The organism is Dyadobacter sp. CY356 (assembly GCF_021440195.1).
Taxonomy (GTDB): Bacteria; Bacteroidota; Bacteroidia; order Cytophagales; family Spirosomataceae; genus Dyadobacter.
Genome location: NZ_JAJTSZ010000004.1, coordinates 386,169 through 403,133, shown reverse-complemented (window position 1 = coordinate 403,133; position 16,965 = coordinate 386,169). Strand labels below are relative to the sequence as shown.

Annotated in this window: 15 protein-coding genes; 6 read left to right on the top strand and 9 right to left on the bottom strand. The window is 39.5% G+C overall.

The window, feature by feature from the left end:
• Positions 1-85: 85 nt before the first annotated feature.
• Together LXL81_RS16000 and LXL81_RS15995 are read right to left on the bottom strand one after the other, a co-directional pair.
• Positions 86-985 (bottom strand): glycerophosphodiester phosphodiesterase family protein, encoded by a 900-nt coding sequence (locus LXL81_RS16000; RefSeq protein WP_234647804.1) that lies wholly within the window; start codon positions 983-985, stop codon positions 86-88.
• 32 nt (positions 986-1,017) lie between these two features.
• Entirely contained in the window at positions 1,018-1,929 is a 912-nt protein-coding gene (locus LXL81_RS15995; protein ID WP_234647803.1) for a patatin-like phospholipase family protein, read from the bottom strand.
• A 314-nt stretch (positions 1,930-2,243) separates the two neighbouring features.
• On the opposite strand from LXL81_RS15995, the gene LXL81_RS15990 reads away from it, so the two are divergent.
• The 3 genes from LXL81_RS15990 (at position 2,244) to LXL81_RS15980 (ending at position 5,750) form a co-directional block, all read left to right on the top strand.
• The gene (locus tag LXL81_RS15990; protein ID WP_234647802.1) at positions 2,244-3,218 is read left to right on the top strand and encodes a polyprenyl synthetase family protein; all 975 of its coding nucleotides are present in this window, start codon (positions 2,244-2,246) and stop codon (positions 3,216-3,218) included.
• 165 nt (positions 3,219-3,383) lie between these two features.
• On the top strand, positions 3,384-4,748 hold the full coding sequence (locus tag LXL81_RS15985) for a leucine-rich repeat domain-containing protein (protein ID WP_234647801.1): 1,365 nt from the start codon (positions 3,384-3,386) through the stop codon (positions 4,746-4,748).
• A 75-nt stretch (positions 4,749-4,823) separates the two neighbouring features.
• Positions 4,824-5,750, top strand: coding sequence for a hypothetical protein (locus LXL81_RS15980; RefSeq protein ID WP_234647800.1), 927 nt, complete (start codon positions 4,824-4,826; stop codon positions 5,748-5,750).
• A gap of 80 nt (positions 5,751-5,830) precedes the next feature.
• Here LXL81_RS15980 and LXL81_RS15975 read toward each other — a convergent pair whose 3' ends face one another.
• Positions 5,831-8,005, bottom strand: a complete 2,175-nt coding sequence (locus LXL81_RS15975; RefSeq protein ID WP_234647799.1) for a DUF5916 domain-containing protein — start codon at positions 8,003-8,005, stop codon at positions 5,831-5,833.
• Between the two features lie 55 nt (positions 8,006-8,060).
• Complete coding sequence (locus LXL81_RS15970; RefSeq protein ID WP_234647798.1) at positions 8,061-8,366, bottom strand: DUF3817 domain-containing protein; 306 nt, start codon at positions 8,364-8,366, stop codon at positions 8,061-8,063.
• 283 nt (positions 8,367-8,649) lie between these two features.
• Between LXL81_RS15970 and LXL81_RS15965 the strand changes: the two genes are divergently transcribed.
• Both LXL81_RS15965 and LXL81_RS15960 read left to right on the top strand, forming a co-directional pair.
• Positions 8,650-11,244 carry a TonB-dependent receptor domain-containing protein gene (locus LXL81_RS15965; RefSeq protein ID WP_234647797.1) on the top strand — a complete coding sequence of 865 codons (2,595 nt, stop codon included), beginning with the start codon at positions 8,650-8,652 and terminating at the stop codon, positions 11,242-11,244.
• Complete coding sequence (locus LXL81_RS15960) at positions 11,245-11,664, top strand: hypothetical protein (RefSeq protein ID WP_234647796.1); 420 nt, start codon at positions 11,245-11,247, stop codon at positions 11,662-11,664.
• Positions 11,665-11,733: 69 nt separating this feature from the next.
• Here LXL81_RS15960 and ccsA (LXL81_RS15955) read toward each other — a convergent pair whose 3' ends face one another.
• The 5 genes from ccsA (LXL81_RS15955) to LXL81_RS15935 all read right to left on the bottom strand — a co-directional run bounded on the left by ccsA (LXL81_RS15955) (position 11,734) and on the right by LXL81_RS15935 (position 16,482).
• Positions 11,734-14,328 carry a cytochrome c biogenesis protein CcsA gene (gene ccsA, locus LXL81_RS15955; RefSeq protein ID WP_234647795.1) on the bottom strand — a complete coding sequence of 865 codons (2,595 nt, stop codon included), beginning with the start codon at positions 14,326-14,328 and terminating at the stop codon, positions 11,734-11,736.
• Positions 14,325-14,759: a cytochrome c maturation protein CcmE gene (locus LXL81_RS15950; RefSeq protein WP_137340625.1), complete on the bottom strand. Its 435-nt coding sequence runs from the start codon at positions 14,757-14,759 to the stop codon at positions 14,325-14,327. Before LXL81_RS15950 ends, ccsA (LXL81_RS15955) begins: the two co-directional genes overlap by 4 nt.
• Positions 14,760-14,764: 5 nt before the next feature.
• Entirely contained in the window at positions 14,765-14,995 is a 231-nt protein-coding gene (locus tag LXL81_RS15945) for a CcmD family protein (protein WP_234647794.1), read from the bottom strand.
• Between the two features lie 77 nt (positions 14,996-15,072).
• The gene (gene ccsA, locus LXL81_RS15940) at positions 15,073-15,756 is read right to left on the bottom strand and encodes a cytochrome c biogenesis protein CcsA (protein WP_234647793.1); all 684 of its coding nucleotides are present in this window, start codon (positions 15,754-15,756) and stop codon (positions 15,073-15,075) included.
• Between the two features lie 63 nt (positions 15,757-15,819).
• The gene (locus LXL81_RS15935) at positions 15,820-16,482 is read right to left on the bottom strand and encodes a heme exporter protein CcmB (RefSeq protein WP_234647792.1); all 663 of its coding nucleotides are present in this window, start codon (positions 16,480-16,482) and stop codon (positions 15,820-15,822) included.
• Positions 16,483-16,726: 244 nt separating this feature from the next.
• Between LXL81_RS15935 and LXL81_RS15930 the strand changes: the two genes are divergently transcribed.
• Positions 16,727-16,954, top strand: coding sequence for a FeoA family protein (locus tag LXL81_RS15930; protein WP_234647791.1), 228 nt, complete (start codon positions 16,727-16,729; stop codon positions 16,952-16,954).
• The last annotated feature ends 11 nt before the right edge of the window (positions 16,955-16,965 follow it).

Here is a 16,965-nt window from a genome sequence, read left to right as displayed (position 1 = left end):
AGTTTTATTTTTAGGTGGTTTTGCTACGGCCCAGATGGCCCGGATTCAATATTATTTGAGAGCCGATAGCCGACTGCTGATAGCCTCACTTCTGAAACAAAGAATGCACAAATATCGGCTGATCGGTACAGATAATATCAGCACCGCTTTCCCATATTTTATTATACATAGGTGCGGAAATTTCTGTGTTCAGGGTATCAATATTTCCATTAGTACCAAGTGAAGTAATAATCTTCATCGAATGCACTTTCATATAAAATGATTCGGCCTGAAGTTCTTTTGGGGTAAGCGCAACCAGGTTTTCTAACGGCAATCCTGATTTTTCTACGTTGGAAATATGTTCCCAGCTATTAAATCCAACCGCGATCATCAGCGTGGGTTCCAGTGCGTAAACCGTTTTTGCTTCTTCGAGAGAATAACAGATCACAACGGATTTTTGCAAGGCATTATTTTCTTTCAGCATACGGATCGTTTTCACAATATCCGTTTCCGGTTTTTTATCAACGATCAAAATCAGGTTTTTGTCCTGACTCCAATCCAGTACTTCTTTGAATGAAGGAATTTTATTTTTGGTCAGTAATCCTTTGTCATCCTTCAAACGCAGTTGTTTCACATCTTTCCATTGCTGCTGATTGAGCAAACCAGTTCCGTTGGTGCGCTTTTCCAACTCATTGTCGTGCGACAAAACCAGCATACTGTCGGCTGTCATCCGGATATCAAATTCCAGCATCACACACGGAACATTCTGATAAGTGTTTTCAAAAGTTGCCATGCAATTTCCGGGATATCCGTCTTCCGTTCCTCCCTGATGCGCCATGATCATCGGCACAAACCGGTTGGACGGTTTTAGATGCGCACTTAAACTTCCTGTCTTGCTGAAATTGCAATTATAAGTAACCGATGCAAATTGACGCGAAGGGACACAAGATGTTAAAAGTAACAGCAAGAGGATTGGGTAGGGGTCTTTCAAACGTTTTGCTAACATTAGCTGAGTTTTTTTTTGTAATCAGATTTCCTTTATTGTTTTATCTCTTCCACTTTGTTAAGCGTTTCAATACCAATTCTATAACCTTCAATAATCAGTCTTGAAATATCATCGGAGGTAAAATGCTGCATGTCCAGAACCAGTGGAGAAGTTGGGCGAATGACCGTCAGTTTCATAGGAACACCACGTAAAATGGACCTGTCAACATATGATTCCGCCCAGATGATGTTGCTGTTCGCATATTCATTCACGGTGATATCACGTACTCTTTCCACAAGCATGATCAGGTTTCTTGCATTCATTCCTTCCGGCTGATACAAATGCGGGGAATGGCAGGCGATCACAACAATTTCCGTGGCACCGTCTGCTATGGCCTGCCGTATGGGCGCTACTTCCCTTAAACCGCCGTCCAGATACATTTGATTTCCGATTGCGATGGCTGGCATAAGCATCGGAATAGATGAGCTGGCGCGTACGTAGTCAAGGAAATGCGGTTCCTGTGGTGTCACATATTTAATTTCGCCGCTTTGCACGTTCACGGCACCCACTTTTATCCGCGCAGGGCTATTTTTTAAATATTTGTCCTTAACATTTTTCCTGATCAGCAAATGCAGAGGCGTAGGATCAACCAAACCATCAAAGCGGCTCATGAGCGTGTTCATACCTAACATAACGCGCGAACGAAGCGTTGAAATATCCTGTGGCTGCCTTATATTCTTAATCCAGAATTCAAGTAGTTTTCTGCCCGCAAGCGGCCAGTTTAGCTTGCCGTTTTCTTCCATATGCTGGCGGCCTGTTTCATTGGCTAAAAAAGTCGTGTTCAGCGCACCAACAGAAATTCCATAAACCATATCGGGCTCAAAACCCTTTTCAAGTACAGACTGAATGGCGCCAACCTGAAAAGCTCCTTTCATTGATCCACCTCCAAGCACGAGTGCCTTCATATTTTATTGCTTTCGGCTGTCGGCAAGCGGCCTTCAGCTATTTTGATTTTAGTTTAGTTTATTACTTTTAATTCAAAGTCACACTTCCCGGGTTACATAACGGTTTTTCTGCGTGGTTCTACTCAATTCGCTGATTTTCCATTTTCATATTTTCAATTTTAAACATTTTCATTCTAAAATAGGTATAAAGAGAAGATTTTATTCCAAATTTGAGGATTAAAGTACAGCAGCAGAGAATGCAGTGATTTTTGAACTAAACTGCGCTGTATAGCCTTTCAATATTTGGAGGTAGATTAAGACTTCCTGTAATTAATATGACCCTTTCAATAAAGGATATTCAAGCTCCTATTGCGGATGAAATGAAGGCTTTTGAGCACAAGTTTCGCCAGTTTATGAAAAGTGATGTAATGCTGCTCGACCAGATCATGAATTACATCGTACGCCGTAAAGGGAAACAGCTCAGGCCAATGTTTGTATTTCTGTCTGCCGGCGTTTGCGGCCCGATTACAGAATCAACTTACCGGGGTGCTTCATTCATCGAGCTTTTACATACTGCCACACTGGTTCATGATGATGTGGTGGACGATTCAAATTATCGTCGTGGTTTCTTCTCCGTTAATGCTTTATGGAAAAATAAAATTGCCGTTCTCGTTGGTGACTATTTGCTTTCACGCGGTCTTCTGCTTTCTGTTGAGCATAATGAGTTTGAACTGCTGAAAATTGTATCAACGGCAATGCGTGAAATCAGCGAAGGCGAATTACTCCAAATCGAAAAAGCACGTAGGCTTGATATCAACGAAGCGGTTTATTACGAAATTATAAGACAGAAAACGGCCTCATTGATCGCGTCCTGCTGTGCAGTTGGAGCCTGTTCTGTTGGTGCGGGTGCGGAGGTGATCAAACGGATGCACGCTTTTGGCGAAAAGGTAGGAATTGCATTTCAGATTAAAGATGATCTTTTTGATTATGGTGAAGATGAAATCGGTAAACCGCTTGGGATCGATATCAAGGAAAAGAAAATGACACTTCCGCTTATTTATGCACTTAATAAGGCGCCGTGGCTGGAAAAACGTAAAATGATCAATATCATTCGTAATGAAAGTCATAAGCCGGATAAAGTGCTGGAAGTTATTTCTTTTGTGAAAGACTCTGGTGGCCTTAAATATGCTGAAGAAATCATGCGGCGTTACGTGAGTGAAGCACAGGCTTTGCTAAACGAATTTCCGGACTCGGCGCATCGCACCGCTCTGGAAAATCTGGTACAATATACTATTGAAAGAAGTAAGTGATTTTCAAGCTGAATTATCCGTCAAATCAATAAATTGAAAACCCTGTGAAGAAAGCGTCAAGCTTATTTACAGGGTTTTTTACTAACAAAATCTTTTCGACTAATTAATTAGTTATGTTAAATTGTTTTTAGTTATCATTGTATATTCAATTTAATTATAGCTGCTATGAAAATCATACTTTCATTTATTTTAATGCTGATTGCGCAGGCATCCCTTGCCCAGGTACATATCTGGACGCACGAGGATGCTAAAAAGGCCAATTTTCCTGTGCATATGCTGCCCGAAGATTATGAAGAACATGAATCTATGGAAACAATGAGCCTTGTGGAAAAATCATTAAATGCAGTAGTTGCAAGCGATCTGAATCCGGGAATATCTGTCTTTGCGCAGGTGTTAGTGAATCAAAAGGGAAGTGTGGATTATCTCATTTTTAACATTGAGCCTACAAATTATGACCGCGATTCGCTGAATCAGGTATTTAAGAAATCTTTTTCTGAAAATGTTACGAACTGGAAATTGACAGAAAAACCGCAGAAGCCATTCAGATTAACCATCTTACTGCGTTTAGGCAAACAAGTTATAAAAAGGCAGGTTAGGCAAACGGATAGTTCGGTGGTCAATATTGAAGAAGCTATCGCCTTTAAAGATTCCCTGAAAATTAAGAAAATATTTTTTAATCAGCTGGAATTAAAATCTTTACCAGATGTTATTTATCGTTTTCCTAATACGGAAGAAATATATCTGAGCGGAAACGAGTTGACCAAAGTGAAAATTGAATTCAAGCGGTTGCCACGTTTGAAACAATTGCATCTGGATGGCAACAAGCTAACAAATAAAAATCTTGTATTGACTAAAAATAAGTCGCTGGAATTACTGAATCTCAAAGAAAATAAATTTACCAATATTCCAGCTGCTGCCAGGGCCTGCAAAAACTTATCATCGTTTGGTTTAGGTGGAAATAAACTTAGCAATTTGTCTGACCGTAGTTTTCGGAAACTGAAAAAAGTTAGAGATCTTAATTTTTACAAATCTGAAATTACCATCTTACCAAAAGGAATAAAGAAAATGAAAGGCCTTGAAGTACTCGATTTGTATTACAATCAACTTGAAAGTTTGCCCGCATCTATAACCGGATTGAAAAATCTGACACAGTTGGCTGTCAGTCATAATCAGCTTAAAGCGCTTCCGGAGCATCTGGGCAGACTGACGAATGTTCATACGCTTTATGCTCATCATAATAAGCTTAGCAAGCTGCCTGCAAGTTTGGCGGAAATGAAAAAATTGAATGTTTTGGATCTGGGATATAACTGGTTTTATAATTTTCCGAATGAAATCATGGCTTTGGATAGTTTGCACGAACTTGACATTTCAGGCAACAATCTTCCCGAATTCCCCTCGACACTGGTGAAATTTAAAAAACTTGATAAAGTGTACTTACGTGGAAATCCGTTTATCAACAAAGAGGTTGAGAAAAAATATGCCAGCGAGCTGAAAGCTTTGAAAGGAAATAGTGTGGAGGTTTTTTATTGAATTTACTGGAATTATTTTATACATGTAACGTCTCCTAAAATTTTACGTCTCAAAATCAAAATCCTGATTTCAATTTTGAGACGTAAAAATGATATTCTGTTAAAAAGTGCCTTCGAAGAGGCATTCTCCGATTTACTTCGTTTCTTTTTCAAAGATGCAGATTCGCTTTTCGATATCGAAAGGGGTTTCGAATTCATGGACAAAGAGCTTCTCGAACTTTTTCCTGATCTGGAAAAGCAGGGTGGAAGTCGTTTTGTTGATATGCTGATTAAAATATACGGAACGGATGGCTCAGAAGAATGGATGCTGATTCACATTGAAATACAGGCGCAAAATGATCAGCAATTTTCAAAACGTATGTTTCAATATTTCTACCGAATATTTGACCGTTATGATGTGCCTGTTACTGCACTTGCAGTGTTTACCGGTGCAGTGAAAAGTTTACCAATCAATACTTTTCATTATAAGTTTTTGGGGACTGAGATTGAGTATAAGTACAACAATTATCACATCATGGAGCATTCGGAAGAACAATTACTGGCTATGGACAATCCGTTCGCCTTAATTGTCCTGGCTGCTCAAAAAGTATTGCTTTCAGACAAAATTCCGGAATCAGAACTAGCCGCTCAGAGGCTTACCATCGCACGTGCCCTTGTCCAAAGTGGGAAATATAGCATCGAAAAGATAAGGAGGTTTCTCTATTTTTTGAAGACATTTATACACATTGAAAATCCTGAATTTAACATTAACTTTGATAATGAGGTAAGTAAATTAACCGGAAATGAAAAAGCTATGGGAATTATAGAAACAATAAAAATGCTTACGAGGGAAGAGGGCTTTGAACAAGGTCTTGGGCAAGGGCTTGAAAAAGGCGAAGAGAAAAAAAGTATTGAAGTAGTAACCAGGATGCTGGAATCAGGTAAGTTTTCTTTTTTGGAGATATCAAACTTGGCAAATGTTTCGGAAGGTTTTGTAAGGAACGTTCAAAATAAATTAAAATAAAATCAGGATTGGTTAAAGAATAAAGTCTGAAAAAGTAGTTTTCCGATACTTTTCAGACTTTATTCTTTTGACAAGTTTCCTTACAAATTCCACCAGTAAGTAAATTTCAAAACGATCGCCCGGTTTTTCACCATAAAATTTTCAGGTAGATAATTATCGGTATAAACGATATACAGATCCGAAGCAGGTTTGTAACGCCATTGCAACCTTGCATTCAGGTTAATGTTATCAGCCTGATTATTGTATTGCATAAAAGTCGTAAAAAATAAATTATTCCGGAAAGTGACGTCAACTCTCGGTCCGACGAGCCACAATTGAGTCCTGTTCCATGGTGCCGGCAAATGAATGTCATTATAATTTCCTGCCATCGTAATGGCTACATAAGGTTGGATTCTGTATCCAAGTTCTGTACGTAAATTGGTCCGGTGACCGTTGTCGTAATACCCTCCGAAAATTCCTGCAAAAGTATAAGTAAAGTGACTCTGAGGGCCGGAGATAATCTCAAAACCTGCCGATGTCCATTTATGCTCAGTGCCTGTTGCGAGTTGTTCTTTACCTAAATTTGTTGGATCATATGGTCTCAGAAGCCGCGTGTAATTGTTGGTCACATAGGCCGACATAGTAGCCCTTGTTATAAAATTGAGGTTATAAGAAAAGGTCAGTTCCTTATCGCTTAGCGACATTTGTTTGTCCCAATAAATATTGGTAACCACCTTTGGGCCATGACTGATGATTTTCGGATTTTTAATAAAGAATAAGTATCCGATCGTCGGGCTGATTTTGTAATAACCATTCCGGATTGCGTTAGGAACATAACCAACTTCGGCGTTATAATTCTTTCCAACATATTCATGCTGCCACTGCCAGAAAAAGTTGGCTTTACTGAATTTTAGATCTGCTGCATGAACAAAATCATCTCCGGATTTTCCAGGTGTGAATGATTTTAAAAACATCACCTTTCCGGTCCACAAATTATTCACACTGGCAAGGTTATACTCAGCGCCTACATTTCTGTTGTACCGATTCGTATTCGCATTTTTTTCTTGGGAATAATTGACAGCATCTCGGTTAATGTAAATAAACCGCACATTGGATCTTGCAAAAACCTGCCTTTGCAATGCAACCACAGCATAATTATTTCTCGGAATGGTATCCTGAGAACCGGTTTGCACATCCAGAACACCAACGCGCCATTTCTTATTTATTTTCCCGCTCATCCTGGCCCCAAACTGGATTGGAACGCCTAAACCGATGCGGCGCGAGAAAAAAGGCCGAATGGTAGCGTACCCGAAGTTTGCGAACAAATCAGCATTTTCAAGAAAAAACTGCCGTCTCTCAGGGAAAAATAATTCAAAACGATTTAAATTGGTTTGCTGCACATCGACATCAACCTGCGAAAAATCCGGATTAACTGTCAAATCCAGATTCAGTGAAGGTGTTAGGCCAATTTTAACATCACCACCGATACTGGTTTTGTATTTATTGGGATTATCGTTTTGAAAATCCCTTGTCAAACGTGTAGCAGAGAATGGAATAATCGAAATATTTGCGCCCGGATTCGGAGGTGGCTGATCCCATACAAGTACTCCTGTATAGGCCAGAGATGCGGATGGAAATTGTCTGGGTACGGGAGCCCAGGCCGATTTCTCAGAAATTGTTAAATCCTGCCGGCTGAAATTAATACCCCAACGCGTAATTCCGGATTTGTAACGAATACTTTTAAATGGAATGGCGGCTTCCCAAACCCACTTGTCGTCATCATTTTTTACATGACTGACCCACCGGTTATCCCAGCTCAGATCAACCGTTCCGCCGTCTCCCATTTGTCCGTCCCAGGGTGCACCTGCAGCATTTGCACCAAAGGAAAAACCATTAGTCCGGTCATCGAAGGTATCCATGAACAGCAGAAAATTGTCATTTTTACCAAAAGCAAAATCCCGTTTCAAAGATTCGACAATGATGGAGCCTTTGACTGTTTTATGATTGATAACCAAAATGTACATATGATCATTGTCATAAGTCATTTTTACTTCTGTTCTCGCCCTGGAAAAGCTGGTATCCATGGGTGTGATCATAAAAAAGTCGGTTGCAGTTTCAGCTGATTCCCAGACCTGATCGTCTGCAATGCCATCTACTTTAATCGGTGCAGATGCCGGATGGATGTGATATTGGTATTTTTCATTTGGTTTTTGGGCCAGACAATTACCGGCAAAGGCAATGAAAAGCCATAGCTTGATTAAGGTTTTAGGATGCACTTTTTTAGTTATGGGTAGGAATATGAAATAATAAAAGAATTTACGTGGACAATAATTAATTCGGATGTCTGAAAATTTTATGGTCGGCGTAGAATGTTCCAAAAGGAATAACGGAAGCTACAAAGGCAAGAAGAAATTTTTTCCATCCCCAGTTGTATTCAAAAACAATTTGGATTAGTAAAACTACGTACAAAATAAAAAGAACGCCATGTGCCATTCCTACCATCCGAACGGGTTGCGGATAGCCGGCCAGATATTTCAGAGGCATGGCAACGCCCATTAAAATGAGTAGAGAAGTACCTTCCAGGAACGCTACAAAACGTAATCTGCCCAAGGCAGTTTTGAGTAAGTTGGCTAACATGTAATGATGCGGAAGTGAGTAAAGTATTTATAAATCGTAAAGATAGCGGTTAGAGGTTTCTTTGTCCGCTTTCAAAGTGCAAAAGGTTTATGCTAATTTGAATAAAATCACGTTTTGTTTAAAAAAGGCGCGTCAATTAGCTTTAATTTGATATTTTATTCTTAGAATTTTGAATCAAAGGTTAAACTTGTAAAAATTTTCCATTCAATCAGGATCATCTCTTTTTTCAAGTAGCTGTCCAAAGGAATTTTCATTTCATCAACTTGATTAATTATTACTTATTGTGAGTAAATTTTACTTTACTTTTTTATTACTTCTTGTTGCGGCTCAGGCATTTGCCCAAAAATATAAGGTTGCCGGATTGGTCACTGACGAAGCCGGTAAGGGAATTCCTGGGGTCACAATCAAGGAAATGGGGACAAATGCAAAAGGAATTACCAATGATCGGGGTGTTTATCTGATGTATGTGCATTATGGAAATGCGACGCTCGTCGTGGATTTTGAAGGTTTTGATAAGATTGAAAGAGATATTAAAGGCATAGGCACGCAAAATTTTATTCTTAAAAGTATTAAGAAAACAAAGCCGGCTCTCATAGCAGGTTCAAGAAATTTGAAAACGGCTGCAAACGATCTTACTTCACCGATTGAGATTATTGATGTAAAAAAAGTGGCTTCCCTGAACGGACAATTTGATTTGACCCAACTTTTACAATTTGTATCAACTTCCTTGAATTCAAACAGACAAATTGGTGCGGATGGGACAGATAATATAGATCAGGTATCCATTCATGGCATGGGGCCCGATCAGATGCTTTTATTGGTAAACGGAAAAAGAAGACATCAATCTGCATTAATAAATTTGTCCGGCTCATATGGTCGTGGTAATTCGAGTGCTGATTTAAATACAATTCCCGTAGCGTCAATTGATCATATAGAAATTTTGAAAGACGGAGCTGCGGCGCAATACGGTTCAGACGCAGTTGCAGGTGTTATTAATATTGTTTTGAAGGAAACAGCAAACGGATTTTCAGCAAATGCGAATGTTGGAATCAGAAAAGCGAAATATAACCGTGATTCGAGTTTTGTTGATGGTTTAAATTACAATGCCAATGTGAATTATGGTGCCGTGATCGGGAGAAAAGGTTTTATTAACGCCACGGCTGATTATAATTTTATAAATCATACAAACCGTTCGAATACGCAAACGGATTCAATACTGAGGAAACAGTTCGGTGATCCGAGAGTTTATAATGGTTCTGTCGCTTTTAACGCGGCTTTACCAATCAGGGAGAATATTGAAATTTATAGTTTCGGAGGTTACAATTACAGACAGACAGAAACTTTTGGCTTCTCCCGGACCCTGTCTAATAAGGATAGTTTATACAAAATTTATCCAAATGGATTTGATCCGTTAGTGTCCAGGAACATTGATGACCGTGCGATTACGGTTGGTCTCCGGACCAAATGGAACGGGTTTGACGTCGATATCAGCAATACCTACGGTTTTAACAAATTTCACTATAAGGTAAACAATTCCTTAAATGAATCTTTTGGAAAAGGCACGCCAACCTCTATGGATGCCGGCGGTTTCAAAACCAATCAGAATGTATCAAACGTGAATTTGTCGCAATATTATGATGATATTTTGATGGGCGTAAATCTGGCTTTTGGTGTTGAATATAGAATGGACTGGTATAAGATTTTTTCCGGCGATGTTTTTTCATACCAGACTTACAATCCCTTAAAACAAACAGGAGCGCGCGGATTTCGTGGGTATAGTCCATCCGATGAAACGCGTAACAAACGAAATAATGCGGCAGGATATGTGGATATCGAAGGGAAATTGACCAAACGCCTTTCATTAAGTGCTGCTGGCCGTTTTGATTATTATAGTGATTTGGGAAGTGCAATTGGTGGTAAAGGTGGATTTCATTTGGATATTACAGATGAACTTGTACTGCGCGGTAGTTACGGTTTAGGATTTAAGGCGCCTTCACTTGCGCAGCAATATTTTAGTAGTGCAACGGTAAATCCTACGACAAGGCCTCTTGAAGTGCCTACACAAAATATCATTGCCAGATCAGGTAGTGAGGTGATTAAAACTTTGGGTGTACCTGATTTAAAAATGGAAACTACCCAAAATGCCAGTGCCGGAATTACCTTTTCGCCCAATAAATATTTTTCAGTGTCACTTGAAGGATATTATATTCAGGTACGAAACCGGATTATTCTGGCCGGGCCTATTAATCAAAATGACAGGATAGTGGGGGCAGGTTTGAAAAAATTAAACATTGATCAGGCAAGATTTTTCACCAATTCATTAAATACTTCAACCGCCGGAGTGGATTTGACCGTAAGATACGGAGCACAACTTGGGACTGGCAAATTAAATATTGCTGTTGGTGCCAACTACAATACCATGGCCATTGATACGATCAAAACCAGTGAAAAACTGGAAGGAAAACAGCTGTCATATCTCAACCGCAGAGAGCGATATTTTATACTATCGGCGGCACCCCCGTTAAAAGTCAACTTCACGCTGGATTACACGGTTGATAATCTGACTTTTATGGCAAGAGCCATTTATTTTGGTAAGATGGAGCTGATCAATAATTATTTTGGAAAAACCGATAAGTCCGGAAAAGTATATGCTGAAACGGATTACGTTGATATGTATAAATCAGTTATACAAACGGATGTTTCGGTTGGTTATAAGTTTGATGAGTTTCTTTCCTTTACAATCGGCGGCAGTAACATCCTGAATACTTATCCTACGATGTCAAAACCGAATAAAACGGAATCGGGTGGTGCCTGGGATTCTGTTCAGATGGGTAATAATGGTGCTTTTTTCTTCGCCAAGGTTTTTTATAACTTCTAAATGAAAAACGTACGTTTGCTTATTCTGGGTTTGTTGACAAGCAGTATTTCACACGGTCAGCCATGTAAATTACTGACTGATACTTTTCGCGAAGCGGAGAAGCTGAGAAATGGAAAAGAAGAATTCCAGCGTTTTCGTTTTAGTGAAAATCAGTTGGACCAGGTGAGATTGATACCAGGATTGGAAAAGCCGGTGACTGTTTTAAAGAGTCTGCAAAAAACACTGGATCAGGATTATCAATCCTTTTTGCAAAATTTATTCTGGCAACTGGATGAAAAGCTGGCCACGCATCAGGTTGAGGAAGCAAAAAAGGAATGTCCCGAAACAAGTTTTAAGGTATACGAGGACGAAGTTCTTTTCTATAAATCGAAGTACAGAGTTTATGATGAAAAGACTGATAAAGGCTTGAAAAGGAATTGAAATTCAAATTATTCAACATAAAAAAATCCGGTTGGGATGCCCGACCGGATTTTTTATATTAATATCAAGTTAAACAGTTGCTGCTTTCACCTTGCTTGGTTTTTTATTGGCAGTAATATTTTCTTTATCTCTCATTTTGATGAAATCCTGGAAACGTCGAACTGTTGCCATAATAAAACCGATCACCAACACAAAAGTACCAAGCCAAAGAATATTGATCAATGGTTTTTCAGTAGCCTTCATCACAATAAAATCGCGTTGTGTTGTATTTACAGCAAAAGTAAATTTCCCCGTAGACGGATCAATTTCCTGAAACTGTACCCGGAAACCAAGATCTTTGTTTACTTCCGGTTTGCGCGCCACCAGGCGGTCGCGGATAACAAAAGATGGGGTAACAACGTATTCATTATCTTTATCCAGAACGCGAATAACTGCTTTCACAGCCGCGTCTCCTTCTCCCAATTTCATACCTTCAACTTCTTCGGTACGCACAACATTATCCAGAACGGCTACGTAGTCGTTCACAAAAAACGTATCACGCATACTGATTGTGAAATTTTCAGTAGGACTCCACACAGGTTCTGCTGTCGGATTTGTTACCATGGAAACATAGGTGTACAAATCTTTATCAAGCTCCCGCTGGATATCCGGAGACGAAACCAATCCCATTCTTGGGTTGATCTGAGCACGCGGAAATAAGTTAAATACCCGTCCGGAAGGTTCACGGTATTCAATTTCATAATAGAAATTCTCAGGATAGATTTCTATGGTGTCGCCTTTTGAATTATATTTTTTGTCGTTAACAACAATATCTCTCAAAGCAACTGCGTGGTAATCGTTTTCGATCATGTCCACCCAGCTTTTAGGAATGTAACCCGGAATATGTCGTGGTTCAACACGAACGTCCCGCCAGGTCAACATATAATCCCCCATTTTTTCTGGTTTGTTCAACCAAAGGGTAATGTTCTCCTTGTTTTCCTTATTGTCATTATTGGTAAATTCCGCACTTCGCGAAATCATCAAACCTGAATTGTTAATGGAAACCACTTTGGTATATGCAGATGAAAACAGGATTCCAAGAAGCATCAAAGCAACACCAATATGAGTAACAGCACCGCCCGACAAACTGTAATTTCCCTTGATGATCTGAAATAATATAGTTCCGTTAGCAACGATCGCGAAAATTGATGTTGTTAAAAGAACGATGTACTGAATTTCCTTTACACCCTGAAAAACGATGACGGCTGCACTGATCAGTAAAGCAATAATTAAAGGATTATACAAAGCCTGAAGCTTATCCTTGCCTACACGCTTCCACCAGAAAAACTGTCCAATACCAGTCAGAATAATAATCAGAGAGAAAAACCAAAGCTGGAATTTGTTATAATGACCAACCTGATCCGCCGGAAGTGCCATATTTAAAACACCGCCAAAAGCCTCGGCAACTTTGTTATAAACTGGAATTGAAGTGGTCGCCAGAATCTGGAAACCGGACAAACAAAGCAATGTGGCACCGATGAAAATCCAGAATTCCTGTGAATAAGTGGAAACTTCTTCTTCATCCGAAGGAAGGATTTTCCAACGATATATCAGCAGCCCCACCGCTACAACAACAAATGTTAATAAGTAAATCAGCAACTGACCTGATAATCCTAAATCCGTAAATGAGTGAACCGAAGCATTTCCTAAAACCCCGCTACGCGTCATGAACGTAGAATAAAGGATCAGAATAAAAGTTGCAATTGTTAATATAAATGAAGTTTTTAATGCCGTCGCATTTCTTCTGGCGATGATCATCGTGTGAATTGCAGCGATCAGGATCAGCCAGGGAACGATGGAGGAATTTTCAACCGGATCCCAGTTCCAGTAACTACCAAAGTTCAAAGTTTCATAAGCCCAATAAGCACCCATCAAAATCCCGATACCCAGGATCATCGCTGAAAATAAGGCCCAAGGCAAAGCAGGGCGCACCCATTCATGGATTTTCTTTGTCCACAAACCAGCGATTGCAAAAGAAAATGGAATCAACGTCGTGGCAAAACCAAGGAACAAAGTTGGCGGGTGAATGACCATCCAGTAATTCTGCAAAAGTGGATTTAAACCGTTACCATCTTTGGCAATGAAATTTGGATCCATCTGATATACCGGCAGATTTGGCATCACTTCTTTCATCAAAAGGAAGGGTGTGGAGCCAATTTTCAGATCAAGACCAGGAATAACAACGCCCAATATCATGGAAGTCAAAAATGCCTGAACCAGTGCAAAAATCGTCATTACAGGCGCTTCCCATGATCTGTTAGAGAAAATAAGAACCGAACCCAAAATCACGTTCCAGAAGATCCAGAGAAGAAAACTTCCTTCCTGATCCTGCCAGAAACTTGATATCGTATAACCTGTTGGCAACGAAAGTGAGGAGTTTTTCCAGGCGTAATGATATTCGAAATAATGGTTTCCAATGATCCAGTATAACGAGAAAACAATTCCGAGAACGGAAACGACATGGACCAGAAAAACGGTCCTCGCATATTGCTTCCAGCTGGCCACCTCATGAATTGGAGTACCGGCCAGGGCAGCTCTAAAATAAGCAAAGGTTGCCAGTAAGGCAGATGCAAATGCGATAATTGTCAGCAGATGACCTGCATCTCCAATGGTAGTATGAATCATGATTTTGATGCGGTTGCCTCCGTTGTTTCCATTTTGCCGTTTTCATATTTAGAAGGACATTTCATCAGGATTTTTTCTGCTGCAAATGTTCCGTTCTGCATTTTTCCAACAACTACAACCTGTTCAGATTTGTCAAAGTCCTGTGGTTTTGTACTTCTGTACACGACCTTCTGGACCATATTTTTATTGTCAACCAACGTAAATTCAAAATAATTCGGATCAATTTCCGGATGATATTGCATATCAAGAATCTGTCCGGCTGCGTTTTTTTGTAACTTACCAACAACGTGAATACTTTCATTATCACCATTGTCGGCCATTTCTTTTGCCTTCCCAAAATCAACATAGGTACTCGCATCGCCAGCTGTTGAAACGATAATTCCAATAGCCACCGCTATAATGATGAGACCGAATATCTGGATCTTTTTCATACTGATTACTTGATATTTAACTCTTTTTCAATTTTTTTAAGCTTAAAATCTATTCTAAGCATGTTGATAGCAATTCCTGCAAAAACAAGAGCTACAACGGCAACTACTACCCAGATTTTTCCATCTTCTCGCATTTTGTCGGCCATCGGTACATAATTTGGATCAGCCGCCGCCTGAGCGAACAGATTTCCTGACATGACCATCAGACACAGTAGGATTAGGGAAACTCTTTTCATGGTATTTATAGGACTTAATTCTTAACGAATTTTTGATTTGAAATGTTTACTATTTTTAAAATTTAGACTTGAAACAATTATTTCAGTCCGCTTTCTATAAATTCTTCTTCTCTGAATCGCTTGATAACTTTTATTCTGATACGAAGTTCAGCAAGCCACATACCAAGCAGTATGTAACCTATGATTGCCGGATAGAAAACTCTACGAATGTTACTATCAAAGTCAAATGAGCCAAAAGTAGCGTTCCCACCACTGCCAGGATGTAAGGAATCTGTCAGTCTTGGCAGGATATATATAATTGGAATAAAGACTGCAAAAGCGAAAATATTGTAAACTGCCGAAATTCGCGCACGTCGCTGATCATCCTCAAATGAACTTCTTAATAAGAGATATGCAAAGTAAATCAATAAGCATACGGCGGCGCTATTTAATTTCGGGTCATTTGGCCATGGATCTCCCCAGGTAAAGTTGGCCCATGCCGAACCAGTTACACAGCCAAGAATTCCAAAAAAAATAGCGGATTTTGTAAGCTCACTCGCAATATCATCATCGTTGATTCTTCCCGCCCGAAGATATTTTACGGAGAATATCATTGCAGCAAATAGCAGTGTGGTCATCGCCAGCCATAACGCAACGTGAAAATAGGTATTGCGGATTGTTTCGTTAAGAATGGGAAGGTGTGGAACGGGACCCATAAATCCCATAACAATCACGTAAAATATGATAACTATACAGAGGATCTTCCACCAGATTTTTCTCATTGCTTTAAATAATTGGGTACTTTAAATTGTTGATTTATGAAAATATAGCGTGTTATTTCAGTTTTAACTTCTCCACAAAAAAGGAAAAAGTAAAAAGCTGAGTGTTATTACAATGGCATCAATGGCCAATAGTGTTATGATCTCATCCGTGCTGATACTTCTGTCAAGTCCATCCATTGCATTTTTTGCCAACCTGATTGTCATCAAAAGCATTGGCAAAATGATTGGAAAACTTAATACAGCCATCAATGTGGCATTGTTCTCCGCTTTTGAAGCAATTCCTGCAACGAGCGTAAGAACAGATGCAAATCCAATAGCTGCTAACAGAATGCAAATAAAATATAGCCCAACATCTGCAACCGGATTTCCCATCACAAACGCGTAAAACCCAAATCCTATAACGGCCAGCACAAGCATGACCAATGAATTATAGATGATTTTAGATACGATTATAGCCTGCGGGCTGCATAGATTGTAGTAGTACAAAAGCCGTCCGTAACGTTCCTGAGAAAAACTTTTTGCTATTGCATTCACTGCTGTAAAAAGTATGATAATCCAGAAAAGTGTGTTCCAAACAATAGGAGTGAGTTGATTACGACGAAGATTAAAACTTAAATAACAAACAAAAACGGTGGATACCACGTATAGTAACATACCACTCAAAGCATATTTTTGTCGCCATTCCAGCGTCACTTCTTTCCAAATGAGGGTTTTTATCTCGTTCAATACTTTTGGCTATCGGCAATCAGCTATCAGCTTCCGGCGCGGTGATCGTATTTTATCAGGCTTGCTCCGGACCTTTGTCTTTCGCGCTACAAAAGTACGACACAAAACCCGAGCGTAATAATAATAATGGGATGTTTTTGTATGATTTATAGCATTGTTTATATAATTGATAAGCCGAACTATTTGAATTACGGGCGGAGAATGCTTAATTTGCACTTACGTGTATTAAATCTAAATAAGCTTTATGTCGGTTCGTACGGTTTCACAGCTGGAAAAAGGAGAGAAGGCAGTTATAAGATCATTTACTGACCGGGTAATGTCTTTGAAGTTGCTGGAGATGGGATGTGTGCCTGGTTGTGTGGTGCGTCTGGATTCGGTTGCTCCGTTGGGTGATCCGATTTGTATAAATGTAGGTGGCTGTTATTCTTTATCGTTACGATTAAACGAAGCTTCGACCATCGAAATTGAGTAATTCGTTTTTCG